Genomic DNA, 26543 nt, shown 5'->3' on the forward strand with positions numbered 1-26543 from the left:
CAAAACCATTATCATTTTTCACAGTATTAGGAAGTCCTTTGTAGTTTTTTAAAACTGTAAATTGACTTCTAATTTCTTCAAAAAAGTTACGATCTGGAGTTTCCCAGCATATATTTTTTTCGGCTTACCTATATATATGTACACAATAGATAAAATCGAAATAAAGACCCAAAATATAAAGAATATTTCTAGATTAATGCCTGCAATTAACGTTAAAAATAGACAAAGAATCTCTATTAAAAATAAAATGATAATACCTTTATATTTTTTCACACTAATTCCCTCGTTTAATTATTTACTTCTCTATTTATATAATATATTTTTACCTTACATATTATAATTGTCTTTCATAATCTCAGCTCTTGATTATATAACTATAATTTATGGTATCAAACTTTTCTATAAATTTCAATTTATTCATATTTACAGAATTGATATATTTAAAAGATTGGGATATTATACTATTATATCATACAGGGGGTGAATCTATGCAATTATTCCTTTCTACTCTTTCCGTAATGCTGATATTAAATATTATTTTGGCATTTGTTATAATTTTTCTTGAAAGAAAAAATCCTGCTTCTACATGGGCATGGTTAATGGTCTTATTGTTGATACCTAACATAGGATTCATTCTGTATTTAATACTTGGTCAGAATTTGAGCAGACAAAAAATATTTCAATACAAAACTGAAGAAGACCAAATAATACGCAAGCTTCTATTAGAACAGATTTCCCATTTGCAGAACAACGAACTAGAATATAATGATAAATCAATGGTATCCTATCAAGATATGATCCATATGAATTTAATAAGCAGCGACTCTATTTTTACTCAAGACAATGAAGTGAAAATATTTACTGATGGTATAGAAAAGTTTGATGAACTTATTCGCTCAATTGAAGAAGCAAAAGACCACATACATATGCTTTACTATATAATAAAAAACGATGATATAAGCCAAAAAATAATAAGCGCATTAACTAGAAAAGCAAGTGAAGGACTCGAAGTTAGGTTCTTATATGATGCGGTAGGTGGACGATCTCTTCCAAAAAACTTCTTCAAAGAGTTTAAAAAAGCTGGTGGAAAAGTAGCTTCATTTTTTCCTTTCAAAATACCACTTATAAACTTGAGAATAAATTATAGGAACCATAGAAAGCTTGCTATAATAGATGGAGAAATCGGATTTATTGGTGGTTTTAATATTGGAGATGAATATCTTGGGCTAGACAAAAAATTTGGATATTGGAGGGACACTCATCTAAAAATAAAAGGAAGCTCTGTACATATGATACAGACTAGATTTCTACTAGATTGGAGTTATGCTTCAAAAGAAGATGTTAATTATAGTGAAAAGTACTATCCAATTATAAATTCAGCAGGTACAACTGGTATACAAATAGTATCTAGTGGCCCTGATTCTGAAGAAGAGCAAATAAAGAACGGATATATAAAAATGATAAATTCTGCAAAAAAAAGTGTCTATATACAAACACCTTACTTTATTCCTGATGAAAGTGTGCTTGAAGCATTAAGGATTGCATCATTATCTGGTGTAGATGTTAGGATTATGTTCCCAAATAAACCAGATCATATGTTTGTATATTGGGCAACCTACTCTTATATAGGTGAACTCTTAAAGTCTGGCATTAAAGCTTATGTTTATGAAAATGGATTTATCCATGCAAAGACCATTGTAGTGGACGGAAAGCTTTCATCAGTTGGAACTGCCAATATTGATGTTCGAAGCTTTAAGCTCAATTTTGAAGTTAATGCATTTATATATGATACGGTTACATCAAGCAAGCTGAAAACTATATTTGAAAAAGACATTCTATACTGCACTGAATTAACTAATGAAATGTATGAAAGCCGTTCACGAAAAATAAAATTCAAAGAATCTATATCAAGACTATTGTCACCTGTTTTATAAAACATAACAACAATTTCTACATAAAGCCAGCTCTAAAAGTAAATAATATACTTAAAATAATCTAAGAGGTGTTATTTGTGAAAAATAGAGCTGTTATATTTTTACTTGTAATTATAAGCATCTTTTCTATAGGATGCAGCAACAAATATACAGTTGAATCATTAGATGTGCCTATAGAAGAAAACATGAAGCTAGAATCAACTAAAGAAGGAGAAACTGAAGGAAAAACTGTAGAATTATCTACCTATGTTGTGGAAAATGGAGCCTTAGATTCGTTCCTATTTGAGTATGAAAAAAAGCTTAATGATAAAGGCTGGAAAACTACAAATAACCTCAAGCCTAATGGTCTGGTAGTTGAAAAAAACAACAAAAAAGTAACTATTCTAGCTTATGAGAGAGAAGGCAATTTAATGGTAGATGTAATTCCTACTCCAAAAGAAAAGGAGTAGTATAAGAAAGTATTTAAGGGTTATCAATATGATAACCCTTAAATATTCAGTCAAGCAATTAATCCTTAATATTTTTTTACTTTATCATCTTTTGTATACATTTTTATTACTTGCTAAGAAGCTTTATGGCATTAGCTATTTGAAGAAGAACTCCTATTTCTAAGCAGTCCTCATCAATATTAAATAAATCACTATGAAGCGGAGCTGTAATCCCTTTTTCTTCATTTCGGCAGCCTAAATGATAAAATGCAGCCTTTGAATAATGTGTAAAAAAAGAAAAATCCTCAACCCCAAGAGAAGGCTTCTCTTTATAAACCACGTTTTCTTTACCCAGTATGTATTCACTATTTTCCTTTATTACATCTACAACGTCAGAGTCGTTTATTAAAGACATGTATCCTTTTTCTATTATTACTTTCCCCTCTCCACCCATGGAGCAAGCTAACCCTTCAACAGCTTGTTTAATCCTATCCTTAAGATATTCTCTTATCTTTACATCATAAGTTCTTAATGTTCCTGTCAGTTCTACATAATCGCATAATACATTATGAACTGTTCCTCCATTTACGATTCCAAAGCTTAACACAGCTGAATCCAAAGGAGATATATTTCTACTCATAATCGTTTGGAGTACTGTAATTATCTGCCCTGCAATTACTATTGCATCAACTCCAGCTTCAGGGTATGCACAGTGACTTTTTCTTCCCTTGATTATGATTTTTATAGTATCGCTAGATGCATTAAGCTTTCCATACTTAATCTCTATCTTTCCAGTATTTATATAAGGAGCTACATGCAATCCTATAGTGTAATCTACTTTAGGATCTTTCATGCACCCATCTTTGATCATTGGAAGAGCTCCTCCATCAGTTTCCTCTGCTGGCTGAAAAAATAGCTTAACATTCCCTTTTAGCTCATCTTTATGTTGAGTTATAATTTTTGCACAACCGAGAACAATAGCTGTATGTGCATCATGTCCACAAGCATGCATTTTACCTTTGACCATAGACCTATATGTAATTTTATTTGCTTCTTCAATTGGAAGTGCATCTATGTCTGCCCTTAACGCTACTGTTTTCCCACTTTCATTGCCTCTTATAATCCCTACAATTCCTGTATTCCCTACTTCTCTGGTATATTCCACACCTATTTTATCAAATTCTCTGCATATTATGTCCCCTGTCTTATGCTCTTCCATACCTAATTCAGGATACATATGGAACTCTCTTCTTATTTCAATAAGCCATGGTTTTATTTCACTTATTTGTTTCTTAATCATTTCTAGTTCCACTAACATTCCCCCTAAGTTCAATCTATTAATGATGTTTCTTTCTAGAATTATTGGGAATTTCCTTTATAATATTATTTAAATTATGATTTTTGTTTCTTTATCACGATACATTTTTTATATATAATATTGTATAAGAAGAAAACAAATAGTAGAAACACTTACAAATTATTTTCATAAAATTATTTCTATTGCTAATTCTGTATAGCAGATTATAGAAGGGGGAGTTTATTAATGTTTAAAGAAATGAGAAAAGCTGAAAGAAAAATAACTGATTTAGAAAGCTATGAAATACTTGAAAATGGAGAGTACGGAGTGTTATCTACAATAGGCACTAATGGTTATGCTTATGGAGTACCTGTTAGCTATGTTCTATTAAATAATTGTATATACTTCCATTGTGCTACAGAAGGAAGTAAGTTAGAGAATATTAGTACCAATAATAAAGTATCTTTTTGTGTTATTGGAAAAACTGAAATTTTACCTGAAAAGTTTTCTACAAAGTATGAAAGTGTTATTATCTTTGGAAAAGCTGTTGAAGTTTATAATGAAGAAAAAGAAGATGCTCTTGAAGCAATCATAAACAAATATTCAAGAGATTACCTTGAAGTTGGAAAAACCTATATAAACACTTCTAAAAATAAAACTAAAGTAATTAAAATCATAGTAGAACATATCACAGGCAAAGCAAGAAGATAAAATGTATTTATTAAAAAAGTTACATATTTTTAATTATATTAAATAGGGGGTATTTTGATGTTTAAAAATGTAATTGTCAGAAGACCGAGTAAGTCATTGGTAAATGGTATCACATCATCTCCTGAATTAGGTAGACCAGATTATGTGTTAGCTCTAAAACAACATGATTCATATATTGAGGCTTTAAAGTCATGTGGAGTAGAAGTAACTGTGTTAGAAGCAAATGAGAGATATCCTGACTCATGCTTTGTTGAAGATGTTGCGGTTGTTACCAAAAACTGTGCTATCATCACTAATCCAGGCGCTCCTACAAGAAAAGGAGAAGAAAAAGAAATTATTGATGTAATAAAGAGATTCTATACTGAGGATAAAATAGAATATATTAAAGACCCTGGAACTCTAGAAGGTGGAGATATTATGATGGTTGGAGATCATTTCTATATAGGTCTTTCCGCTAGAACTAACAAGGAAGGTGCTAGACAGTTTATTGAATCATTAGAAAAATATGATCTCACAGGCTCTGTAGTACCTTTAGAAAAAGTTCTTCATCTAAAAACTGGACTAGCTTATCTTGAAAACAACAATCTTCTCGTAGCTGGAGAATTTGTTACTAGTCCTATATTTGAAAATTTTAACAAGATTATAATTGATGAAAACGATAGCTATTCAGCAAACTGTATATGGATTAATAATAAGGTTCTAGTACCTTTTGGATATGAAAAAACACAAAAAGCTATTGAAAACGCCGGCTATGAGGTAATACTTGTTGATACCTCCGAATATAGAAAGCTTGATGGAGGTTTAAGCTGTTTATCCCTTAGATTTTAGTCTAAGGGATGGATTTTTTACTCCTCTAGCACAAGTCTTCTTCTCTTCCTGACTAAATAATCTATAAGCGTAACTATTCCACATATGGATAGGCTTAAATAGTAGCTTATTATCCTCCATAAAAGCATTGCATATACTAAAAGATTGGCGCCAAAAAATACTTTAAATAGAACATAAAAACCTCCCTCTGAAGCACCAACTGTTCCAGGAGTAGGTATAAAAGATACTGTCATATACAAAAGAGACTGTATAGATATTATATCTACATAAGTAGCTTTCCCTAGCCCTAATGACAAGTAAATAAAATAGGTTATACTAAAGTACAATGTCAGTTGTATGATGGTCATAATTGAAGCCCTAACTGTCATGCCCTTATTTTCTCTTATCTTTATTATGCTTTCTTCATATTCAATAAGATGAGATTCTGCTTTTAATTTATACTTATCAATATCCTTAATAATTTTAATCTTATTAAGGAATTGCAATATCAGCATAGTAATTTTTTTAAGCAAACCTGGATTTAAAAATAGTATTAAAATAGTTATTAACCCAATAAAATTAAGCATTATTCCTATCACCATAAACGGCAATGCAGTTTTTATCCTTGTATACACAAAGCTTAGTCTAAGAATAAACATAATAATTGAATACAATGTCACTATTATTTGGTATATTATAAACTTTTCAATTAGAATAGATGTCGCCTTGCCTATAGGTATAGAGTCGTTCACCATAGAATAAACTTGAGCAGGCTGCCCACCACTAGAAAATGGAGTTATTAGACTGTAATATTGACCTATCATAGTGAATTTTAATGATTGAATAATATTATTTTTTATATTAAGCATTTTTGATATATTTGTAATTATCAACGCATCAAACACCCAATAGCCTATCATACATAAAAATGCTAGCAAAAGGTATCCCTTGTTTGTCTTAGTCAGTAATCCTGGTAACCTATATATATCACTTGAAGAAGCTATCATCCATACTGTTATGCCAACAAGTGAGAGTAGTACTATATAATTAATTAGCTTCTTTTTCATATTAATCGCCTTTCTTATAGTTTAATCTGTCTAATACCTGAGACTTAGATATCCAGCATTCCTTAGGTATTCTAAAGCCTTTATTTGTTTTCGCCTTGCTTTTTCCATATGATAATTTCAAAATATTTTCCCATATCCTTATAAAGATTTTCTTAGACTTATCTCTAATTTCTATAATTGTAAATCCTTTTCTTGAAGCTATTGGATAAAGTAGTGTCACTCCATAGTACGCTTTAATATCTCTATATTTGTCTATATTAGATATAGCTTGTGAAAGATCGTAAAGTTCTTCTTCTAGTATTGAATAAAGGGTACTAAGATCATTCTTTATCTTGCCTACTTTTAAATTATCTATGTGAAGCTCAGCTACTTGATCACCTTTTATTATAATTGTTCCATCTGCAAGCTTCAAATCCTCATCTTTATAAGTATGAGGATTTATATATATCATTTTCTTAGTGGAATTAGGTATATACTCCCATCCGTTTAGTTTTACTATGGTTTTATCTATCTTAATAAACAGAGCTTTAAACAGTTTGTTCACTTTTCACACCGCCCAGCTTTTCATCAACAGTGACAAATGTATAACCTTGGCTTTTAATAATAGGTATTATTTCTCTCAATGCTCGTATAGTTCTTTCTGGTGCTTTATCGGCACCATTACTATCGTGAAGAACTATTATGTCTCCTGATTTAACATTATCTGCTATTCTATCTCTTATTTGTTCAGCAGTAGAACTACTACTCCAATCTTTAGCCTCTATAGACCATAATATTGTTTTTAGATTGTTTCTTTCTGCATAATATTGTGTAAGAAGATTAAATGTTCCCCAAGGTGGCCTAAAAAATTTAACACGCTGTCCTAAATTTTCTAATGCTCTGACGGACTGTTCAAAATCCTTCTTGGTCTGCCATGGTAAACTGAGCCATGCACTCTTATGTTTTAACGAATGCAGTCCCACACTATGTCCTTCAGATATAATCCTCATATATATATCTTTATTTGTTTTAGCTTTATCTGCTACAAGAAAAAATGTTGCCTTTATCTCATGTTCTTTTAGTAAATCTAATAGTAGAGGTGTGTACTTGCTGTCTGGTCCATCATCAAATGTAAGTGCTATTTCATTCTTACCATTTATATGTTTTATAACTTTATTTGACTTATTTCTATAGTAATAATTAGGTAGTATAGAATATATTATAAATGCTATGATAATTAAAATAGTGATCCACAATTTATATCAGTCCTTTAATTGATTTTAAGATATTCCTTTTCCTCTGGCATAAAGTAATTTTGTCTTCTATTAGAATAGTATAAATCTAATATTGCTTTCGAAAGCATTTTCATGTCTACGTGCTTACTTAGGTTTATCGCACTTAAATATAACCTATTTCTGTAATTTTTGTCGTATAATACCCTATTTATCTCTTTTTTAAGCTCATATATATTATAAGCAATACTGCCTAATCCTTTATCTACTATAAACTTTGCGTTCTCTATTTCTTGCCCTAAAGATGGATTAAAAACTATCATAGGTAGATGTGATGTAATAGCTTCAAATAATGTAACTCCACCAGACTTTGAGACTAACAAGTTTGAGATTTTCATATATTCAGCTACATTGTCTGTATACTCTATTGGTATTATATTCTCTAAGTCGCTATATTCTTTTAGAGCATTATAAAGCTCTACATTTTTCCCGGTCAATATCATGGTTTTAGTATCCTTTAACTCATTTAACCATATATAAAATTCTTTTTCTTCTGGTAATATTCCCATTCCTCCACCCATCATCAATACAACAAAATCTTCATCACTTATATTAAATGCATTTAATAGCCAGCTATTTTCTTGTCTGTTAAAAAACTGAGCTCTAACTGGGATACCTGTAGGACATATTATTTGTTTACTAATTCCTTTTTTTATAAGCTTTTTTTTTGTTTCGTTATTAGCAACAAAATACATATTAGTATTTGGATGAATCCATTCCCAGCTATCTACTACATCTGTAATACAAGTAACTAAGGGAATAGTTGAATGATACTTCTCTTTATATTTTGATATGAAGCCTGAGCACACAGGAAATGTTGATATAATGACTCTTGGATCTATTGAAGAAATATAGCTTGATATTTTGGGCAAATATAAATTATATATTATATCATCAACTTGAGAATATTCACTATAATTCTTTTTATAATAAAAGTGATTATATAATCTGCTATTTCTTGATATCAATACTTCATAGCCTTTATACATGCTTTTATATATCTTTGGATTCATCAATTGAAACATGTCTACTATTTCTACGTTTAGGTTGCTCTCTATTGTTCCTATATGATCTTTAATAGCCTGTGCCACAGATATATGTCCCGAACCAAATGTAGCAGTCAATATTAAAATGTCTACGCTAGCTTTCATACACCATTCCCCATTTGAAACTATATTGATTAATAAGTTTGTCAGACAGCTTGACTATATTTTCTATTGAATATGTATTAGATATTTCCTTCATTTTTTCTTTCATTTTATCTAATACTTCTGGATTTTGAACAATATAATCAATTATATAATTAATATCTTTTATATAATTAACTCTAATAGCTACATTGTACTTTGCTAGAAAATCAGCATTTTCTTCTTCTTGACCCGGTATAAAGTAAGGTATTATCATAGGCACATTCTTTACTATAGCTTCAGAAACTGTTAATCCCCCAGGCTTTGTAATTATAATATCTGATATATCCATTAGCTGAGGTATTTCTTTTGTAAATCCATACACTATAATTTCTTTATTCTTAAAATTGTCCATATAGTTCTTTTCAATTTCATATTTTAAGATATTGTTATTGCCACATACAACAATAATTTTTATTGCATTTTCATTCACAACTAAATTGTTGAGAACTTTTTTCATGGCTTTCACGCCCATACTTCCACCCATTAGAAGAATTGTTAATCTACTATGTAAATTATGAGATTTTATGCTATTAATATTTTCTTTCTCAAGAAACTCTCTTCTAATCGGTATCCCATATGGGTATATCTTTTGCTCAGAAATGCCTCTGTTTATAAGACTCTGACTAGTATAATAGCTTGCAGTTATGTACGCATCTACATAGCTATTTACATAAGTCTGATGGGCTTGATAGTCTGTTACTATAGATATAAAAGGTATTTTAATTAATTCATTTGCTTTCATGTATCCTATTACATTTACAATAAAGGGATGAGTACCTATTATTAAATCTGGCTTATTTTCTATAATTAACTGATATATCTTGTTATAATGTAATTTTGTAATTAGTCTAGTAACTCTTCTATTAACTCTTTTCTTATCACTAAGCTTATAAAGACCACCGTACATTTTAGGCAGAGAGGTAGCTAAAATCCTGTAGCCATCAGATATCAATGTGTCTAGTAGTTTACTTGTTTCCTTAAGTACATCAAGCTTTATAACCTCATAACCATATGACTTAAACTCATTTTCTAATGATTTAGCGGCTTGATTATGTCCTCCCCCTGTTGAAGCTGTAAAAATAAGAACTCGCTTCACTATTATTACCTCCTTGAATTTTAAACCATATATTATGATAATAATTTCTTGTAGTTGAAGATTATCTCATTTTTAATATCATATATAATATATAGACTGATATTTGTATAATTTTACTTCACTTTATGGTAACAAATGCTATTTAATATAAATCTTTAGTATACATTCAGATTAACATATAAAAGTTAAATCTAGCTTAGAAATTTATTAAGTTTTTCTTAAATAGTTTTTGCATATACAAAAAAACAAGTCCGATTTATTGAAACACAATAATCAAACTTGTTTTCTTGTACATTATAATCTTTTTTTGTGTTTTGATAATATAACATTAATTAGAAATAAGTGACTACATTTCTTTTTGTACTTGCCACAATCTTACCTTTTCTAATAACATATAATCTATCAGGTTGGATCCTTATTGCATCAGCTTCATTCTCGACATCTAAAACAACTATATCTGCTCTTTTACCTATATTTATTCCATAGTCATCTAATCTTAATATTTTAGCAGAGTTCTCTAATGGCATATTAAATACAGTGTTTATTTCATTTGACATACTCATCTGTGCAGCATGTGCAACGATTAAACCTACCTCGAGCATATCTGCTTTTCCAAAAGGATAAAACGTATCTTTAATACAGTCTTGACCATATGCAATGTTAATTCCTCTACTCAATAGCTCTTTTACTCTTGTTATACCTCTTCTTATTGGCTGTTTATCATTTCTTCCTTGAAGCATCAAGTTCGTAACTGGATTAGTAATCATATGAATTCCAGCTTCTTTTACTTTATCCATAACATATTGAGCATAATGCTCATCATATGCAGCTAATGCACAAGTATGACCAGCTGTCACTCTTCCTTGGTACCCTCTTTTCATAGTTTCATCTGCAACCATTTCCAATGTCCTATAAAAAGGGTCATCTGATTCATCTACATGCATATCTATATCCGCATCATACTTTTGAGCAATATCAAAAACTATTTGTACATGCTTTCTACTATCATCTGGAGTGTTTTCATTAGCTGGCATTCCTCCAACTACATCAGCACCCATTTCCATAGCCTTCCACATCAATTCTTCGCATCCTATGTCTTTTATTATTCCTTCTTGAGGGAATGCAACTATTTGTAAATCTACTAAATCAGAGTATATTTCTTTTGCTTTTAAAAGACCTTCTATAGGCAGTAGTCCTCCAATTGTATCAACATCAGCATGAGTTCTCATCCTTGTAGTTCCATTAATTAATCCTGTTTTAATTATCTTACCTGCTCTTTCAACAATATCATCTACTGTGTATCTAGCTTTTTTCTCCCATATAATCTCGATAGCTTCCTTCAGTGTCCCAGATTCGTTAGACCTTACTACATCATTGATTAATGTCTTGTCTAAGTGAATATGTGGGTCAATAAATGCTGGAATAGTTAACTTGCCATATACATCAATTTCTTTTTCAGCTTTAGCTGATATTTTTTCCTCTAACACTACAATCTTACCATCTTTTATCCCTATGTCTGTAAGATTTTCTTTTTCTCTCAATCTTGCATTTCTTATAATTAGTTCCATAATAAATCCCCCTTGTAGTAATATTATTAATTTAAAAGCTTGTTTTTGATGATTATATTTTTATATTTTCATATTATGAAAATATAGTTTCATATAATCGGATCATAATTCTAGTATTCTATACAGTATTTAAAATTCCTCCCACATTTCTTGGAAAATTATTGTATTTAGGTAAACAAAAAGGCTTTATTCCTTTATAGAATAAAACCTAATAGTAAAAGTCTGTTAATTTTTTTGATATGTCTTTACTCTTTTCTTTTAATATGTTAGCAGTTTCCTTCATTTTTTCATCTGTTAGCCTTGTATTAGGCCCAGTAACAACCATTACTGCTATAACTTTCTCTTCCATGTTAAATATTGGAACTGCTACTGCATTAATCTGTTCTTCATACTCTTCAATCTCTATTGAATACCCTTTCTCTTTAATATCCTTAAGCTCTTTTAATAGCTCTTGTTTATTTGTTATTGTATTCTTACAATAGCTTAATAACTTGGTTTCCATATACAGCTTGTCTATTTCATCAATGCTCATATAAGCTAAAAAAGCTTTACCTGTAGCAGTACAATGCAAAGGTATATTTCTTCCTACCTGTAAAAATGCTCTTAGTGTTTTAGAGGTCTCTTTTCCTATAACACATATAGCTTGATTTTTGCTCTTAATAAATAAGCTGGTTGTTTCTCCGACAACCTCAACTATTTCCTCTAAGTCTTCGCTTGCTTTAAAAAAGTATCTTTCTATTTTATCAAATTCCAATAATGAGTTGAGCACTTTTGAACCTAGGTTATATTTCTTAGTTATAGTGTTTTGACTTACAAAACCTTCATACATCATAGTTTTTAATATATGGTGAACAGTACTAGTATTGTACCCTAATTCTTGCTGTAGCTCTTTAATACTAACTTCTTGAGGTGATGTAAGTATATAATGTAATATTTTCAAGCTCTTTTGAACTGATTTAATTATACTACTGCTATCGTTGTTTTCTTGCAATTTTGAATCTCCTTTCTTAAATGAAGTTATTAATAGCTATTATCTAGTTTATCATATCACTTACGTTGACAGTAATCTACCTATAATTAAAACTCCCTTCAGATTGTAAATATCTAAAGGGAGCTTGATATTCTATTTTATTGTTCTATTGGATTAACTATTTTAATTCTTCCTTCAAGCTGCGGAGATATAGTTTTATGATTTTGAAGGTATTCTACAAATGCATCTCTTAAATAGCTTTTTGTTTTTAATATTTCCTTTGTTTCATCCTTTAACATAGTGAATTTATCTCCTCCACCTGTTAAGAAATCATTTGAAACAACTTTATATGTCTTTTGCTTATCTATTGGTTTCCCATCTACTAATACTTCTACTATTCTTGATCCAACTTCTTTTGATGCATCAAAAGTATATTCAAGTCCTGATACCTGTAGGAATCCGCCTGCAGCACTTGGATAAGAAGATACTCCATGCTCTAAGGTCTTCCATATAGTCTCTCCACTAGCTTCTACCATAACAACAGTATTATCAAATGGAAGGACTGCGTATATTTCCTCCATAGTGATTTCACCACCGTTTATACTAGCTCTTACTCCACCACCATTTTGAAGTGCTATATCTGCTCCTGTTAATTCTCTTAAGCTATCAGCTATTGCATTTGCAAGGTTTGATTCTTTTAATCTTACAGTCTGTCTTTCCCCATCTAGCTCAACAGTCGTTTCTCCTATTACTTCTTTCATCTTATCATCAAGCTTAGATTCATATCCTTCTATAATATTATTTGTTGCTTCATCTGCTTCAAGATTCTCTGTTATAAATATATGGGCGAAATTAAATCCAATCATTTCATTTTTCAATACATTTATGTTAATTTGATTTAATACTTCAGCATGCTTACCAGGAGATATCAACCAAGTTCCATTAATATCTTGAGGGAATCCCACTACATCCTGTCCTCCACCGATCTCTATATCTATACCATCAACTTTTGTAGGTAATACAGGATTATTGCCATGTATATGTGCAAGTGCTATAACTATATCTGACTCCCCTTTAATGTCATTAACAGCCTTCTGTGCAGATTCAAATTGTTCTTTTAAAGTTATTCCTTCTACATTCTTAGGGTGTGTATAATACTTGCTTTGATCATCAGTTAATCCCATTATTCCTATTTTAACTCCATCAACTTCTTTAATTATTGATGGCTTTAAAAATTCAGGATATTCATCATTATAATATGTGTTCGCTGAAAGGAATTGAAAATCAGCATTTGCAGCATTTCTTTCCATAACACTGAAAGGAAAATCAAAGTCATGGTTTCCTATTGCCATTGCATCGTAGTTCATTTCATTCATTACGTCTATAGCTGATGCGCCTTCAAATAGATTTGTTATATTTGTATTATATGGAGCATCACCTACGTCTACTAATAGAGTATTAGGTTGTTTCTGTCTAAAGTCTTTTATTATCTTGCTCATTTTAGCAAGTCCACCAATATCATATTTTGCATCACGTGGCTTATATGGCTCTAAATGTCCATGAATATCGGATGTTGCAAAAACAGTAATAACTTTAAATTCTGAATTTGATACTATATTGTATAAAATACCAGCTGCTTCTTCTCTACTAATTAGATCTTGTGAATTCGCAAATTCTTCAGTCACAAACCCTAGTTCAACAGCTTTTTTAGAGAAGTCTATTTTTTGATCTGCTCCAAAAATTATCTTAGCTATCATATCAGCAAATTTAGCCTTTGTTACTTTATCGTTAGGATTATATATGTTTTCTTTTACTTCATCTGCTCTAACTTTTATAATACCTTCTATGTAATTAAGTCCCCAGTGATTTACTATGTCTTTTGCTGATGGTATAGTAAATGACTCATCTATTACTTGCAATGGATCACTGTAGCTAAATTGTTTTTTTATATTTGTATCTTCAATAACCATAGGTTGTATTTCTGGTAGCTTAAATGCTCTAACTAATAAATCAGCTGCCTCTGCTTTTGTTAATATACGATTAGGATAAAAAAGTGAATTTGAATCTGTACTTATAATCCCTTGTTCATGAAGATTTAATATTGCTTTCTTGTACTGTGAGTCTGAGATATCTGTAAATGTGTCTATGCTTTCACCATAAATAGGCAAGCATACGCTGAAAACAAGGATAAAACATAAAGCAAAGCTCAAAAATCTTTTTGTCATACTTAACTGCCTCCTTTTAATTAATTGCACATTTCAGTTCATTCAACTATTATTATAATATAAGAAATGACAATATGTAACTCTGTTAACAAAATTTTTACATATTTTTTAATTGTATTTTCTCATATCTTTTGTTACTGATTTGATATAATGATGTTATTAGAAAAAAATTGCTAGAGTGGTGATATAATTGTTAAAAATACAAGATAAGGCTATTTCTTATGTTAAAAAGAATGGTTTAGATTTTATTGTTGAAGTCACTTCTTCTCCATGTGGGTGAGTTGGAACAGTAAGGAATCTAAGTGTTAGATCTTCTAAAAGCTTTAAGAATAACGGAAACTATAGGGAGCAGGTCTTTGAGGGGATAAAAGTTTTTGTTCCTAAGGCTGCTGATATTAAAGGTGACATTTATATTTTTCAAAACATTAAACTTCCTTTTATTGGACCTATTTGGGGCATAAAAGGAAAAATATAAAAGAGATAGCTTTCGCTATCTCTTTCTCAATTTCTTAAAGAAATCTTTCATTACATCCGAACATTCTTTTTGCATTATATCCCACGTTATATCCACTTGATGATTAAAGCTTTGGTTTTGAACTAAATTAATAACCGAACCACAAGCACCCATTTTGGGGTCACTGGAACCAATCACGAGCCTTTCTAACCTTGAATTAATTATTGCACCAGCACACATAGGACATGGCTCTATAGTGACGTACATAGTGCATCCTAAAAGTCTCCATCCATCTAATACTTCACTTGCTTTCTTAATTGCTATGATTTCGGCATGAGCAATAGGATCCTTAAGAGTCTCCCTCATGTTATACCCAGCACTTATTACTTTATTCCCTTTTACAATAATAGCACCAACTGGAACTTCGTCAGCGCTATAGGCTTTATATGCTTCATCTAATGCTAATCGCATAAAATATTCATCCATATTATCATCCTCAAAAAACAATAATGGCGCTCCCGAGAGGAATCGAACCTCCGACACACGCCTTAGGAGGGCGCCGCTCTATCCTGCTGAGCTACGGGAGCACATTTATTGAACAATTATATATTTTACAGTAAAATACTATATTTGTCAATGCAAGGTTTCACTATAAGCCTACTAAGTTTGCCAAAAACCTAAATATCCTACTAAATACACCTGCTTTAGCTACATCTCTATTAACTATTAAATCAATATTTTCTTCTTCTTCGCCATTTTTCACAATAATTGTGCCTACTTTTGTTCCCTTTTTTATTGGGGCTTTAATATTTTCATCAAGTTGTATCTCTTGCTCTATATTTTCGCCGTTCTTAACTAATAGATACAAATCTCTTTGTGGCAAAATATCTACTGTAGGCTTTTTAGCATTGTCTATTTCTATGGTTTTGATATGTATATCCTTGTTTAAAACTTGTATTTTTTTATAATTGTTCACCCCATATTGTAAAAGCTCTAAACTTTTGTTTTTTCTTTCTTCTTCACTTTTAGCTCCCATAAGTATGCCAATAAGCCTAAATGGCTTTTGGTTCTCTTCTGACTCCTTGACGACTATAGTTGACACTAGGCAATATCCTGCTTTATCAGTATACCCTGTTTTAAGTCCATCTATTTCTTTAATTTCATTCAACAGTGGATTTGTATTTTCTTTTTCAAAGTTTCTTGATGGCATAATTATTCTATTCATTTTTGTTATATTAAGTATTTGAGGATACTTAGTAATTACATATCTAGCAAGCTCGAATATGTCTCTTGCTGAAATTCTGTTTTGATTACCATTCTTAAGTGGAAGTCCATTAGAATTTAAAAATGCAGCTTGAGTTAATCCAAGCTCTTGTGCTTTATTATTCATCATATTAACAAATTCGTCTTCTGTACCAGATACATGCTCTGCTATAGCTACACATGAGTCGTTAGCAGATACTATCATTATAGACGCAAGAAGTATTTCTAGTTCTATTTCTTCTCCTTCTTTAAGCTTAAATGATGTACCTTTTGTATCAGCTGCTTTTTTACTTACTTTTACTAAGTCCTTTAGGTTTACTGTGCCATTAGTTACTTGATCCATTGTAACAAGATATGTCATAATTTTAGTTATACTTGCCATTTCAATCTTGTTGTCTATGTTGTATTCATATAATATTTTTCCACTTTCGTATTCACCAAGTAAAGCGGATGCAATCCCATCTTCAATACCGCCATCACTATATGCAATACTAGATGATAAAAATATAAAAATTGAAAGAAAAATTAATATACTTTTTTTCATTTTTGCCTCCAAAGCTATGTCATAATAAAACAGTGCTATAATACTATTTATTCTTATTATATCAAAGTTATATATATTTCATTATATTTTGTAGAATTTTATTAAAAACCAATTTTAGGAATGACACTCTATTTAAATATGAATAGAATACATAAAAAAATAACTATGAGATTTTATTAAGAAATCAAAAAGGAGCCTAATAGACTCCCTGTAAATTCTATTTTCCATATAACCATTCATTTGCTAACTGATCAAAATTATCACCAGTAACTTCTTCACAAACTTTTATGAAATCCTCAGTTGTAGCATTTTTGAATTTATATTGATTGAAATAATTGTTTAGTATTGTATATAATGTTTTATCTCCATACCTTACCTTTATCTCATTTAAAAGCATAGCCCCTTTATTGTATACAAGTGGGCCATAATCATCCCAATTTTCAAACTCACTCAAAGGCTTTACAACAACTTCACTTGACTGTGATAGTACTTCCTTCGATGATTTGTAATATTCTTCCACATTGTTCGCATAGTAATTTTCTGCTACCTTATCTCCATATTTCCCTTGTGCATATACTACTTCAGAATAAGTCGTTAAAGATTCATCAAGCCAAGCTTCATCGATTTCATCATTTCCAACTACCCCATACCACCATTGATGGCCTGTTTCATGAGCTATAACAATTTCAAGATATCCTTTATAGAAATCATCATAGTATTTTTCTCCTATAAAAACAATTCCTGGATATTCCATGCCACTCGGAAAGCTTGTAGCTACAACAGAATATTGTCCATATGGGTATTGCCCAAATTTATCATTAAATATTTCTATGGAATTATATGAAGCTTCTTCAGCAAATTTATTAATTTTTTCATCTTCTTCTAAAAAATATACCTTAACTATGGTTCCATCAACTTCTTTTTCCTTCTTAATGAAATGCTCACTTGCTACCCAAGCAAAGTCTCTCATAAGCTTTGCTTCTATCTTCCAAATTTTATTAGTACCTTCAATCTTTTCAGATAAAATATTCCCTGATGAAGCTATTTCAACGTTTTTAGGCACAGTTATTGTAATATCATAATTACTTGTATCACTATAGAAAGGATCACCTATACTGTAATACGGATCTAGATTCCAGCCTTCATCATCGTATACTGCCGCTATTGGATACCAATTTCCGAAGTTAAATGTCTTCTCTCCATAACCAAATCTATCTTGAGCCGGTGGTAATACTACACCATATTCCATGTCTATAACTAAGTTTTCCCCTGGCTTCAATACCTTTTCTAATGGAAGCTTTAGAATAGTTTTTCCATGTCCTTCTATAGAATAATTTTCTACAGATTTATCGTCTATACTTAATTTTTTAATGTCTATCTCTCCAGGTTTAAATCCATCGGGAAAAGCTTCTTCAAAATTATCAAATAAAAATGGTGCCGTTTCCTTCTCTCTAAATGCATTAGGATATAGATGGAAATACAATTCATTTAATTCAACATCCTCGTTATTCACATACACTACCTTTTGAGATGCTGTATAGCTTTTTGTACTCGGATTAAATTCAACATATATTGTATAATCATTTAATTTGTCTATGTCGACATTATTAAAATCACTAGTAATTAGCGTTGGATGACCTTTATAGCTTTCAGAGGCATGTATGTCAGAACTCTGTTTTTCATCCTGGACAGCATTACTATTGTTGTTTACATCGCATCCTATAAATGATAGTGCAAGCAGCAATATTGCAAGTAGCAAAGATAACCTTTTTCTATTCATCATTACCCTCCTAATTAAGCGGTTTTACATGTTATGTACTAAATATATTAACCTTGAAGGATACATATCCCTCAAAGTTAATATTGCCAATTTATAATTATTTATTTGTTTTTTCTATTTTTTCGATTCCACCCATGAAATGTCTTAATGCTTCTGGTATTATTACTGAGCCATCCTCCTGCTGGTAATTTTCAAGTATTGCTGCAGTAGTTCTTCCAACTGCTAAGCCTGAACCATTTAATGTGTGAACATATTCAACCTTACCTGTTTCTTTATCTCTGTACTTTATATTTGCCCTTCTTGCTTGGAAATCTTCAAAGTTACTACAAGAAGATATTTCTACATATCTGTTGTAGCTTGGCATCCAAACCTCTATATCGTATGTTTTTGCAGATGAGAACCCTAAATCACCAGTACATAGCTCTACTACTCTGTATGGTATATTTAAAAGCTGAAGCACCTTTTCTGCATTATTAGTAAGTGTTTCTAACTCTTGATATGAATTGTTTGGTTTAGCAAGCTTTACAAGCTCTACCTTATCAAATTGATGATTTCTTATCAGTCCTCTTGTATCTCTACCTGCAGATCCTGCCTCTTGTCTAAAACAAGGAGTATAAGCTGTGTAATACACAGGAAGCTTTTCCTCATCTAATATCTCATCTCTATGGATGTTTGTAACTGGTACCTCAGCAGTTGGTACAAGGAAAAAGTCTTTTTCAGGTAGTCGGAATGCATCTTCTTCAAATTTTGGAAGCTGTCCTGTTCCTGTCATACTATCTCTGTTTACCATAAATGGTGGAGCAATTTCCGTGTATCCATGATCAACTGTATGAAGATTAAGCATAAAGTTAATTAGGGCTCTCTCAAGCTTTGCTCCAAATCCTTTAAATATTGTAAATCTAGCTCCTGTTATTTTTGAAGCTCTTTCAAAATCTAAAATATCAAGCTCTGTTCCTATGTCCCAGTGTGCTTTAGCTTCAAAAGCAAATTTTCTTGGCTCTCCCCATCTTCTCATTTCTTTATTATCTTCATCACTTGCTCCAACAGCAACGTTCGGATTCGGAACATTAGGGAATCTCAACAAAAGATCGTTCAGTTCTCTTTCTACATCTTTAACTTCTACATCAAAATCTTTTATTTTTTGAGATAGTTCCTTCATCTCTTCAAGTACTGCAGAAACATCCTTACCTTCCTTCTTTAACTTGGGAATATCTTTAGACACTTGATTTTGTCTGGCTTTCATTTCTTCTACCTTCACAAGAAGCTGTCTTCTTTTCTCATCAAGCTCTAAAACTTTATCAACATTATATTCTCCGCTTCTTTTAGCTAATCCTTGTTTTACCTCTTCTGGATTTAATCTAATTCTTTTAATATCCAACATTACAAACTACCTCCTTTTTTAGATAAAAAAATAAACCCCCCATCCCTAAAATAAGGGACGAGAAGTTTTCCCGCGTTGCCACCCTAGTTAACCATATTGGTCCACTCTTTGCAGTTATCCCCTGCTTAGGCTTACCTTTTAAGTAAAATACTCAAGGATGGATTCGATACCTAATCACACCAATTCACACCAACCATTAGCTCTCTTTAGAAATCAATGTATCTACTATTTCCCCTCATTGCATTATCTTATATAAATTTGAATGAATTATATCATATATACATTAAAATTTCAATACTACTTTATTTAATTATTGCCTTTTATATAAATAAATATGTACTATAAAATAATTTTTAAAAATCATACTTCAGTTTTCACGTATATACTTTTTATTTACGTCAATAATAATAATAATAAATATTCAAGGGGGATATTACTATGATGTTTGATATTGATATTTTAGCACAATTAGGAGACATGAAAGACATTAATTATAGAAATACTTTAGCTATTGCAAGTATAATTGAGATACTTGTAGAAAAAGGACTTATAGACAGAAGTGAAGTTACTTTTAAAGCAAAAAAACTGGACTCAATGTCAATAGATGAAATAAAACTGATGAGAAATATATAAGAAATTTATGCAATTCATTTATCAAAATTAGTCGATAATTATGTAGTATTTGGAGGAAAAAATTGAGCAAAGAAGTTCTTTCTGATAAACAAGGTATATCTGTTATAAGTTTATTCATAATAGGAAGTTCGATAATCCTGACTATAGCAGGAGAATCAAAACAAGATTTATGGCTTGCGATTATTATGTCAATTATCGCTTCAATACCTTTATCGATGATATACTCTAGACTTCTAGTGCATTTCCCCGAAAAAGACCTGTACGATATACTCCCGGTTGTTTTTGGAAAAATCATTGGCAAAGGAATTTCAATATTATTTATCTTGTTTTCATTCATTTTAGGAGGGTTAGTATTAAGGGTTTTTGGTGACTTTATTTCTGTAACCTCTTTGACACAAACTCCCATAATCATATCTATGTTTCTAATCGGTATTCTATGTATTTGGGCAGTAAAGGCAGGTATCGAAATAATAGGAAGATTAGGAGAGTTTTTTCTAACAGGAACTATTATCTTAATATCAATATTTACTTTATTTCTAGTTAATAGAATGAGCATAAATAATTTAAGTCCCACACTATCTGAAGGCATAAAACCAATTATCGAAGGTTCTTTTCATGCTTTTATTTTTCCATTTACTCAAATAGCCATGTTTACAGCTTTTTTTTCTACAGGTAAGGTAAAACACATCCGTAAAGTTTTTATATTAGGTTTATTAATAGGCGGAATAATTATATATATCTTCTATTACTAATATTTTAGTATTAGGTTCTAATATTGCTAAAGAAATGTATTTCCCAACATATGCAAGTGCTAGAAGATTAAGTGTTAGAGATGTTATTGAAAATTTAGAAGTTGTAATTGCAGCAACATTATTAATAGGAGGTTTTATTAAAGTATGCATATGCTTATTAAGTACTTGTAATGGAGTTGCTAAAGTATTTGGTCTTGGTGATTATAAGTTTATAGTAACACCAATTGGATTATTAATAATTAATTTATCTTATTTTATTCATGAAAGTGTAATGGAAAAAGCAGAATTCGCTTCGGATATATATCCTAGTTATGCTCTCCCATTTCAAGTAATTTTACCTATTATTATATTTATTACTGTTAAAATAAAAAAGAATTATAGAGAAAATAGCTTATAGATATTCCTATATATAACTAAAAATAGAGGTCTAACAAAAAATAACAACAGGTAAAAAATTAGATGACTTGTATGAAATCTTAAAGTATTTGGTAAACCTAAAAGATATTCAAAATACAGAATACAGATAATAAGAATTAAACAAAAACAAGCCAGTAAAGATAATCAAAATTATCTTTACTGGCTTACTTGAGCTATATAAAATTTTTTATTGTCCAGCCACTAATGATAAAATTAACCTTTAAATCTTTTACTTATTATAATCTATAGAGAAAGAAACTAGTACTATTGCTATTCTATTTGCTATTCGCTGATGGTAAGCCTTCCATAGTTCTTTCTTCAACTAACAATTTTACACTTTCTCCATAAGTATTCTTGAGCTCTTCCATTTTTTCTATTGCTTCTTGTTCTGTTTCATAGTTTCCCAATTCATAAAGAAATGTTCTATTTTTATCTTTCAGTACCCTTAAAGTATCAATTTCAAATAAAATTTCTTCCATCATTGCGAATTCTTCTCCTTTTTCATAAGAATTAGTTCTTACTGAATAGATCTTATGACTAGAATCTTTTGATGTATCTTCAGAAATAGTCACTTTTATTGAAGAAGGGTTTTTATATTCTTCTATCTCGAAGGTTACAGGACAATTGAAAACTATGTTAAATCTCTGTTGCGAGTCATCTAATGTTATTACACTATATATATCCTTCACGTATTGACTGCTTCTAATTTCATCAAAGTATTTTCTTGCTGTAAAATCTCTTACACCTGATACAGAAAAAGTCATAGTATATGGAGCTTCTTTATATTTTACATCAAAATATGGTGTAGTATCTTCTATATGTTCACTATCAAAACTAATAAGAATTGAATCTGAGTCCTTTCCTTTTTGAAGAAACATCTTATTTATATTAACACCATCAGTTATTTCTCCACCTTGGGATTTCCCTTCATTAAATTGAAGTACCTTTACTAAGGAACCTAGTACTGGTACATCTTCTAGTTTACTCGCAAAAGATGGAATTCCATTTATACTTACTGTAAATATGCCTACAGCAGCTGCGATACCTACTATACTCTTAAGTATACCTTTTTTTCTGTTACTTTTTTTCATATCAATTTTCCCCCTTAATATGGCATTATTAATAACTTCATCTAATCTATCTGATGTTTCTATATCCTCATATATTTTTTTTAAACTATCTATATCATTTTTCAATAATACCTTCCTCCTTTAACTCTATTTTCAATTTTTCCAGAGCCCTATAAAGCTGAGTTTTTACGGTGTTTAAAGGAATTTCTAGCAACTCGGATATTTCCTTTAAGGTCAAATCTTGAAAATATCTTAATATAATAACAGTTTTATATTTAATATCTAGTTGATTTAATGCTGTTTTCAGATCCATTTCTTCTGCAATATCTTTAGAATCCTGGACAATGTTTTCTGACATATCTTTATCTATATATATAACTTTTTTAGATTTATTGATAAAATTTATAGAACAATTTTTTACTATCTTTGTCAACCAAGTATTAAAGTATTCGGGATGTTTTAGTTTTTTTATAGATATATAGGCTTTATATACTGATTCTTGAACAATATCAAGAGCGTCTTGTTCATTATTAACAAAGCTATAAGCAACTTTATAAATATTATCTTTTCTGCTTTTTATAAGGACTAGAAAGCTTTCTTCATCACCTTCTATTGCTCTCTTAACTATTTCTTCCAGAACAACTCCCTCCTTAATATGTGTACACATTATTTTTTATTTAATTATTAGACAAATGAAACCATAAAAAGGTTTCATTCATAATAAAAAAAATTTTTACCCCTATTGAAGTCTGCCTATACATAAGTTAAAAGAAAAATTTAAAGGACTGTTGCAAACGAACTAATTAATTCGTTGTGCAACAGCCCTTAGTTTACTTTATTGTTTATTCTGAAGGTTGTTGTTCATTCTCTTGTGGTAATACAGAACTGTTAAGCTGGCCTAAAATCTGCTCTAAATCATCAATATATTCTCCATATTTAGCCCAATCTCCATTTTGAGATGCCTCTCTAGCATTATTAAATAACTCATTTGCTTTTAATATAAGTTGTTCTATACTTCCGTCTGTAATATCTGTATCAACATTATCTACAACGCCATTGTTATCTTCTTCTATATCCATTTGTCCAAATATCTTAGATAAAGCTAAATCTAATGTTTCTTCCATTACAATCTTATCTTTGTATCCCACTATTACTCTTTTAACTTCAGGCAATCCATTTTCATTGTCTGCTTGAAGATATATAGGCTCAACATAAATAAGTGAATCTTCTATTGGTATTGTCATCATATTTCCCCTTAATACGTTTGAACCCTTCTGACTCCATAGTGTAAGCTGCGGAGATATTGATGAGTCTTGATCTATCTTAGACTCCATGGTCATAGGACCTGGTATATTTTTGCTTTTTGGAAACTTATAAATAAATAGTTTTCCTAAGTTTTCTCCATCATTTCTAGCTACTAATAGAGATATCATATTAGGCTTTGTTGCCGGTGTATACGGCACAGATAACAAGAATTCAGCCTTTTCTTCACCAGGTAGCTTAAACATAGAATAGTTTGATTCAACAGTCTGAATTTCTCCCATATATTTTTCTTTTGCTATATCCCAAGCATCCTCTTTATTATAAAAAACTCTTGGATTATCCATATGATATATTCTATAAATATCTGACTGTATATCAAAAATTGTTTGAGGATACCTAGCATGTTCTCTGAGTGCTTTAGGCATCTGTTCCTCGTCAATAAATAGATCCTTGAATATTTTCTTATATGTCATTATTATTGGATCATTTTCATCAAATACATAGTATTTTACATCTCCATTATATGCATCAACTGTAACTTTAACCGAATTTCTTATATAGTTTATTCCAGTATCCTTGTAAGGCTCTGAATAAGGATATCTAGAAGTCATTGTATATCCATCAATTATCCAATATAGCCTTCCATCTTCTTGATTTACTACTAGGTATGGATCATCATCATACTCTATAAAAGGCGCAATCTTTCTTGCTCTCTCAAGTATATTTCTATACATTATTATCCTGCTATCCGAATTAATATTACTCGATATTAAAAGCTTTAGATTTCCATTTTTTATTGCAAATAAAAGTTTGTTAATACCATTAAGCTCTATCCCTGCTGTGCCCTGATAAGTGGTATCCTGATTATCATCACCCTTTGGATAGTCGAATTCTTTTTCATCAGTATTTATAACAGTATAATTATTAGTTATTTCACCAAAGTATATTTCTGGCCTCTCTATTTTTAAATTTGTCTCAGTTATCGGAGGTATGTTTTTAACTAAAAGCTTTGGCTGTCCTTCAGTAGTTACAGAGTTTACAGGCGATAATGTTAAACCATATCCATGTGTATATCTAAGATGTTGATTTATCCATGTCTGAGCCTGTGCATTTAGCTTCTTTTGGTCTAATTCTCTTGCTGATAGAAATACTTGTGTATACTTGCCATCAATATTGTATCTGTCAATATCAACATCATTAAATCTATAGTAAGATCTTATTGCCTGTACCTGATTATATACTTGTTCAACGGGAGTATAATCATTTATTCTAATATTTTTAATAGTTTCTTCATTATTCATTATTGATTCTTTCGTCAACTCTTGGCTTACCGGGAATTGTTTCTCCTCAACCTCTGATAGCCCATAAGCCTTCTGTGTGAATTCTATGTTATATTCTAAATACTTTTGTTCTTTAGATACTTCATCTGGCTCAACAATAAATTTTTGTATCGCACCAATAGCAATATTACCTACTATTGCTACAGCAACTAGTATTGCTGGACCAGCTAATGCTATTTTCATTTTCTTTTTAAGTGTGCCAAATAAAAATCCAAATGCAGATAATATGGCTATAACTGCCATTATTCTATTAATCCATAAAGTTACATGAACATCTGTATAACTTGCTCCAAATGCTATTCCTCTAGGTGAATATACAAGATAATAAGATTTCAATATATAGTTCAATCCAAATATAATAAATATAACTAATCCAATTATACTTACCTGAACTAACGCAGTATTAAATATTTTCTTGCTTATCCCTCTATACTTCTCTTTTTGATTTGCAAAGTCAGCAAAATCAAATACATTTGAATCCTCTGATTCAGGCCTTCTAATAGCCATCATCAAGAAGTAAAATGCAATCGTAACAACAATGAGTATAAACATCAATAGTATCAAAAGACTTATTATTTCACTTAATAGTGGAAGCTTAAATATATAGAAAGAAAGATCTTTACTAAATATTGGATCATCTATATTGAACATAGTAGAGTTTCTATACTGAAGTATAGTAAACCATAGCTTTCCTGCAAATATAGATGATGTAAAAATAGAAATTAATATAGCTACTCCTGCCAAAAGTTTATTAAGTCTTTTTTCACCATTTTTATCCGGCACTATATAACTAAGCCTATAATAATTCTTTTTTATTGACATTAAATAAACCATTATTAAAAGGAAAACTCCTAAAAATGTTGGAATTCCAATTAAAATTTGACTCTTTAGCTTTGTCAAAAACGTTTCTGTATATCCTAGCTCACTAAACCATTTATAATCAGTAATAAAGTCGATTATATTTGTAAATGACCCAACTAAAATGAACAGCGCTATTATACCCAATGTTAAAGCATAGCTTGATTTTCTTCTCAATAAGACAACCCCTTTCAAAAAAATAGGTAGCATAGTTAGTAATACCA

Annotated in this window: 21 protein-coding genes, 1 tRNA gene, 1 pseudogene and 1 other annotated feature; of the genes and pseudogenes, 6 read left to right on the forward strand and 17 right to left on the reverse strand. The window is 30.5% G+C overall.

Translation table 11 applies throughout. The annotated features are described in order from the left end of the window. The first annotated feature begins 488 nt into the window (after positions 1 to 488). Entirely contained in the window at positions 489 to 1934 is a 1446-nt protein-coding gene (gene cls / locus HNR33_RS19530; protein ID WP_429086843.1) for a cardiolipin synthase, read from the forward strand. Positions 1935 to 2011: 77 nt separating this feature from the next. After that, positions 2012 to 2383: a hypothetical protein gene (locus HNR33_RS19535; protein WP_429086846.1), complete on the forward strand. Its 372-nt coding sequence runs from the start codon at positions 2012 to 2014 to the stop codon at positions 2381 to 2383. A gap of 106 nt (positions 2384 to 2489) precedes the next feature. Here HNR33_RS19535 and HNR33_RS19540 read toward each other — a convergent pair whose 3' ends face one another. After that, complete coding sequence (locus HNR33_RS19540; RefSeq protein ID WP_429086849.1) at positions 2490 to 3680, reverse strand: M20 metallopeptidase family protein; 1191 nt, start codon at positions 3678 to 3680, stop codon at positions 2490 to 2492. 225 nt (positions 3681 to 3905) lie between these two features. Here HNR33_RS19540 and HNR33_RS19545 point away from each other — a divergent pair, with 225 nt between their 5' ends. Then, on the forward strand, positions 3906 to 4370 hold the full coding sequence (locus HNR33_RS19545; protein ID WP_429086852.1) for a pyridoxamine 5'-phosphate oxidase family protein: 465 nt from the start codon (positions 3906 to 3908) through the stop codon (positions 4368 to 4370). Positions 4371 to 4427: 57 nt separating this feature from the next. Beyond that, positions 4428 to 5198 (forward strand): dimethylarginine dimethylaminohydrolase family protein, encoded by a 771-nt coding sequence (locus HNR33_RS19550; RefSeq protein WP_429086854.1) that lies wholly within the window; start codon positions 4428 to 4430, stop codon positions 5196 to 5198. Positions 5199 to 5215: 17 nt separating this feature from the next. On the opposite strand, the gene HNR33_RS19555 is transcribed toward HNR33_RS19550, so the two are convergent. The 13 genes from HNR33_RS19555 to serS all read right to left on the reverse strand — a co-directional run bounded on the left by HNR33_RS19555 (position 5216) and on the right by serS (position 19986). Beyond that, on the reverse strand, positions 5216 to 6244 hold the full coding sequence (locus HNR33_RS19555; protein ID WP_429086855.1) for a lysylphosphatidylglycerol synthase transmembrane domain-containing protein: 1029 nt from the start codon (positions 6242 to 6244) through the stop codon (positions 5216 to 5218). Between the two features lies 1 nt (position 6245). Beyond that, positions 6246 to 6788 carry a YkoP family protein gene (locus tag HNR33_RS19560; protein ID WP_429086857.1) on the reverse strand — a complete coding sequence of 181 codons (543 nt, stop codon included), beginning with the start codon at positions 6786 to 6788 and terminating at the stop codon, positions 6246 to 6248. After that, positions 6772 to 7479: a polysaccharide deacetylase family protein gene (locus tag HNR33_RS19565; protein ID WP_429086859.1), complete on the reverse strand. Its 708-nt coding sequence runs from the start codon at positions 7477 to 7479 to the stop codon at positions 6772 to 6774. The genes HNR33_RS19560 and HNR33_RS19565 overlap by 17 nt, the downstream gene beginning before the upstream one ends. A gap of 14 nt (positions 7480 to 7493) precedes the next feature. After that, positions 7494 to 8666: an MGDG synthase family glycosyltransferase gene (locus HNR33_RS19570; protein WP_429086860.1), complete on the reverse strand. Its 1173-nt coding sequence runs from the start codon at positions 8664 to 8666 to the stop codon at positions 7494 to 7496. Further along, positions 8656 to 9801, reverse strand: a complete 1146-nt coding sequence (locus HNR33_RS19575) for an MGDG synthase family glycosyltransferase (protein ID WP_429086863.1) — start codon at positions 9799 to 9801, stop codon at positions 8656 to 8658. Before HNR33_RS19575 ends, HNR33_RS19570 begins: the two co-directional genes overlap by 11 nt. Positions 9802 to 10133: 332 nt before the next feature. After that, complete coding sequence (locus HNR33_RS19580; protein ID WP_429086865.1) at positions 10134 to 11369, reverse strand: amidohydrolase family protein; 1236 nt, start codon at positions 11367 to 11369, stop codon at positions 10134 to 10136. Positions 11370 to 11577: 208 nt separating this feature from the next. After that, a complete protein-coding gene (locus HNR33_RS19585) occupies positions 11578 to 12360 on the reverse strand; it encodes an IclR family transcriptional regulator (protein WP_429086868.1) in 783 nt (260 codons plus the stop codon). Positions 12361 to 12497: 137 nt separating this feature from the next. Next, the gene (locus tag HNR33_RS19590; protein ID WP_429086871.1) at positions 12498 to 14564 is read right to left on the reverse strand and encodes a 5'-nucleotidase C-terminal domain-containing protein; all 2067 of its coding nucleotides are present in this window, start codon (positions 14562 to 14564) and stop codon (positions 12498 to 12500) included. A gap of 490 nt (positions 14565 to 15054) precedes the next feature. Continuing rightward, the gene (tadA, locus tag HNR33_RS19595) at positions 15055 to 15504 is read right to left on the reverse strand and encodes a tRNA adenosine(34) deaminase TadA (protein WP_429086874.1); all 450 of its coding nucleotides are present in this window, start codon (positions 15502 to 15504) and stop codon (positions 15055 to 15057) included. A 24-nt stretch (positions 15505 to 15528) separates the two neighbouring features. Then, positions 15529 to 15605, reverse strand: a tRNA-Arg gene (locus tag HNR33_RS19600). Positions 15606 to 15667: 62 nt separating this feature from the next. Beyond that, positions 15668 to 16825, reverse strand: coding sequence for a D-alanyl-D-alanine carboxypeptidase family protein (locus tag HNR33_RS19605; protein ID WP_429086877.1), 1158 nt, complete (start codon positions 16823 to 16825; stop codon positions 15668 to 15670). A gap of 217 nt (positions 16826 to 17042) precedes the next feature. Continuing rightward, positions 17043 to 18605, reverse strand: a complete 1563-nt coding sequence (locus tag HNR33_RS19610; protein WP_429086879.1) for a M1 family metallopeptidase — start codon at positions 18603 to 18605, stop codon at positions 17043 to 17045. 97 nt (positions 18606 to 18702) lie between these two features. Next, positions 18703 to 19986: a serine--tRNA ligase gene (gene serS / locus HNR33_RS19615; protein ID WP_429086882.1), complete on the reverse strand. Its 1284-nt coding sequence runs from the start codon at positions 19984 to 19986 to the stop codon at positions 18703 to 18705. A gap of 50 nt (positions 19987 to 20036) precedes the next feature. Continuing rightward, positions 20037 to 20234, reverse strand: a binding site (T-box leader). Positions 20235 to 20424: 190 nt separating this feature from the next. Between serS and HNR33_RS19620 the strand changes: the two genes are divergently transcribed. Together HNR33_RS19620 and HNR33_RS19625 are read left to right on the forward strand one after the other, a co-directional pair. Then, a complete protein-coding gene (locus HNR33_RS19620) occupies positions 20425 to 20619 on the forward strand; it encodes a hypothetical protein (protein ID WP_429086885.1) in 195 nt (64 codons plus the stop codon). 62 nt (positions 20620 to 20681) lie between these two features. Next, positions 20682 to 21768 (forward strand): annotated as a pseudogene (locus HNR33_RS19625) (GerAB/ArcD/ProY family transporter). Positions 21769 to 22063: 295 nt separating this feature from the next. On the opposite strand, the gene HNR33_RS19630 reads toward HNR33_RS19625, so the two are convergent. The 3 genes from HNR33_RS19630 to HNR33_RS19640 all read right to left on the reverse strand — a co-directional run bounded on the left by HNR33_RS19630 (position 22064) and on the right by HNR33_RS19640 (position 26496). Next, positions 22064 to 22984: a DUF4179 domain-containing protein gene (locus HNR33_RS19630; RefSeq protein WP_429086888.1), complete on the reverse strand. Its 921-nt coding sequence runs from the start codon at positions 22982 to 22984 to the stop codon at positions 22064 to 22066. After that, entirely contained in the window at positions 22974 to 23525 is a 552-nt protein-coding gene (locus tag HNR33_RS19635; protein WP_429086891.1) for a sigma-70 family RNA polymerase sigma factor, read from the reverse strand. Before HNR33_RS19635 ends, HNR33_RS19630 begins: the two co-directional genes overlap by 11 nt. Before the next feature lie 175 nt (positions 23526 to 23700). After that, positions 23701 to 26496 (reverse strand): UPF0182 family membrane protein, encoded by a 2796-nt coding sequence (locus HNR33_RS19640; protein ID WP_429086894.1) that lies wholly within the window; start codon positions 26494 to 26496, stop codon positions 23701 to 23703. Positions 26497 to 26543: the final 47 nt, after the last annotated feature.

Source organism: Brassicibacter mesophilus, assembly GCF_050433385.1.
In the GTDB taxonomy this organism is placed as follows: Bacteria; Bacillota; Clostridia; order Tissierellales; family Proteiniboraceae; genus Brassicibacter; species Brassicibacter mesophilus.

Excerpts from the sequence above, each read along its gene's own strand:
- tadA (WP_429086874.1), bottom strand. The coding sequence starts at position 15,504 with ATGGATGAATATTTTATGCGATTAGCATTAGATGAAGCATATAAAGCC.
- HNR33_RS19540 (WP_429086849.1), bottom strand. The coding sequence starts at position 3,680 with ATGTTAGTGGAACTAGAAATGATTAAGAAACAAATAAGTGAAATAAAA.
- cls (WP_429086843.1), top strand. The coding sequence starts at position 489 with ATGCAATTATTCCTTTCTACTCTTTCCGTAATGCTGATATTAAATATT.
- HNR33_RS19590 (WP_429086871.1), bottom strand. The coding sequence starts at position 14,564 with ATGACAAAAAGATTTTTGAGCTTTGCTTTATGTTTTATCCTTGTTTTC.
- serS (WP_429086882.1), bottom strand. The coding sequence starts at position 19,986 with ATGTTGGATATTAAAAGAATTAGATTAAATCCAGAAGAGGTAAAACAA.
- HNR33_RS19570 (WP_429086860.1), bottom strand. The coding sequence starts at position 8,666 with ATGAAAGCTAGCGTAGACATTTTAATATTGACTGCTACATTTGGTTCG.
- HNR33_RS19635 (WP_429086891.1), bottom strand. The coding sequence starts at position 23,525 with ATGTGTACACATATTAAGGAGGGAGTTGTTCTGGAAGAAATAGTTAAG.
- HNR33_RS19550 (WP_429086854.1), top strand. The coding sequence starts at position 4,428 with ATGTTTAAAAATGTAATTGTCAGAAGACCGAGTAAGTCATTGGTAAAT.
- HNR33_RS19620 (WP_429086885.1), top strand. The coding sequence starts at position 20,425 with ATGATGTTTGATATTGATATTTTAGCACAATTAGGAGACATGAAAGAC.
- HNR33_RS19580 (WP_429086865.1), bottom strand. The coding sequence starts at position 11,369 with ATGGAACTAATTATAAGAAATGCAAGATTGAGAGAAAAAGAAAATCTT.
- HNR33_RS19545 (WP_429086852.1), top strand. The coding sequence starts at position 3,906 with ATGTTTAAAGAAATGAGAAAAGCTGAAAGAAAAATAACTGATTTAGAA.
- HNR33_RS19610 (WP_429086879.1), bottom strand. The coding sequence starts at position 18,605 with ATGAATAGAAAAAGGTTATCTTTGCTACTTGCAATATTGCTGCTTGCA.
- HNR33_RS19605 (WP_429086877.1), bottom strand. The coding sequence starts at position 16,825 with ATGAAAAAAAGTATATTAATTTTTCTTTCAATTTTTATATTTTTATCA.
- HNR33_RS19555 (WP_429086855.1), bottom strand. The coding sequence starts at position 6,244 with ATGAAAAAGAAGCTAATTAATTATATAGTACTACTCTCACTTGTTGGC.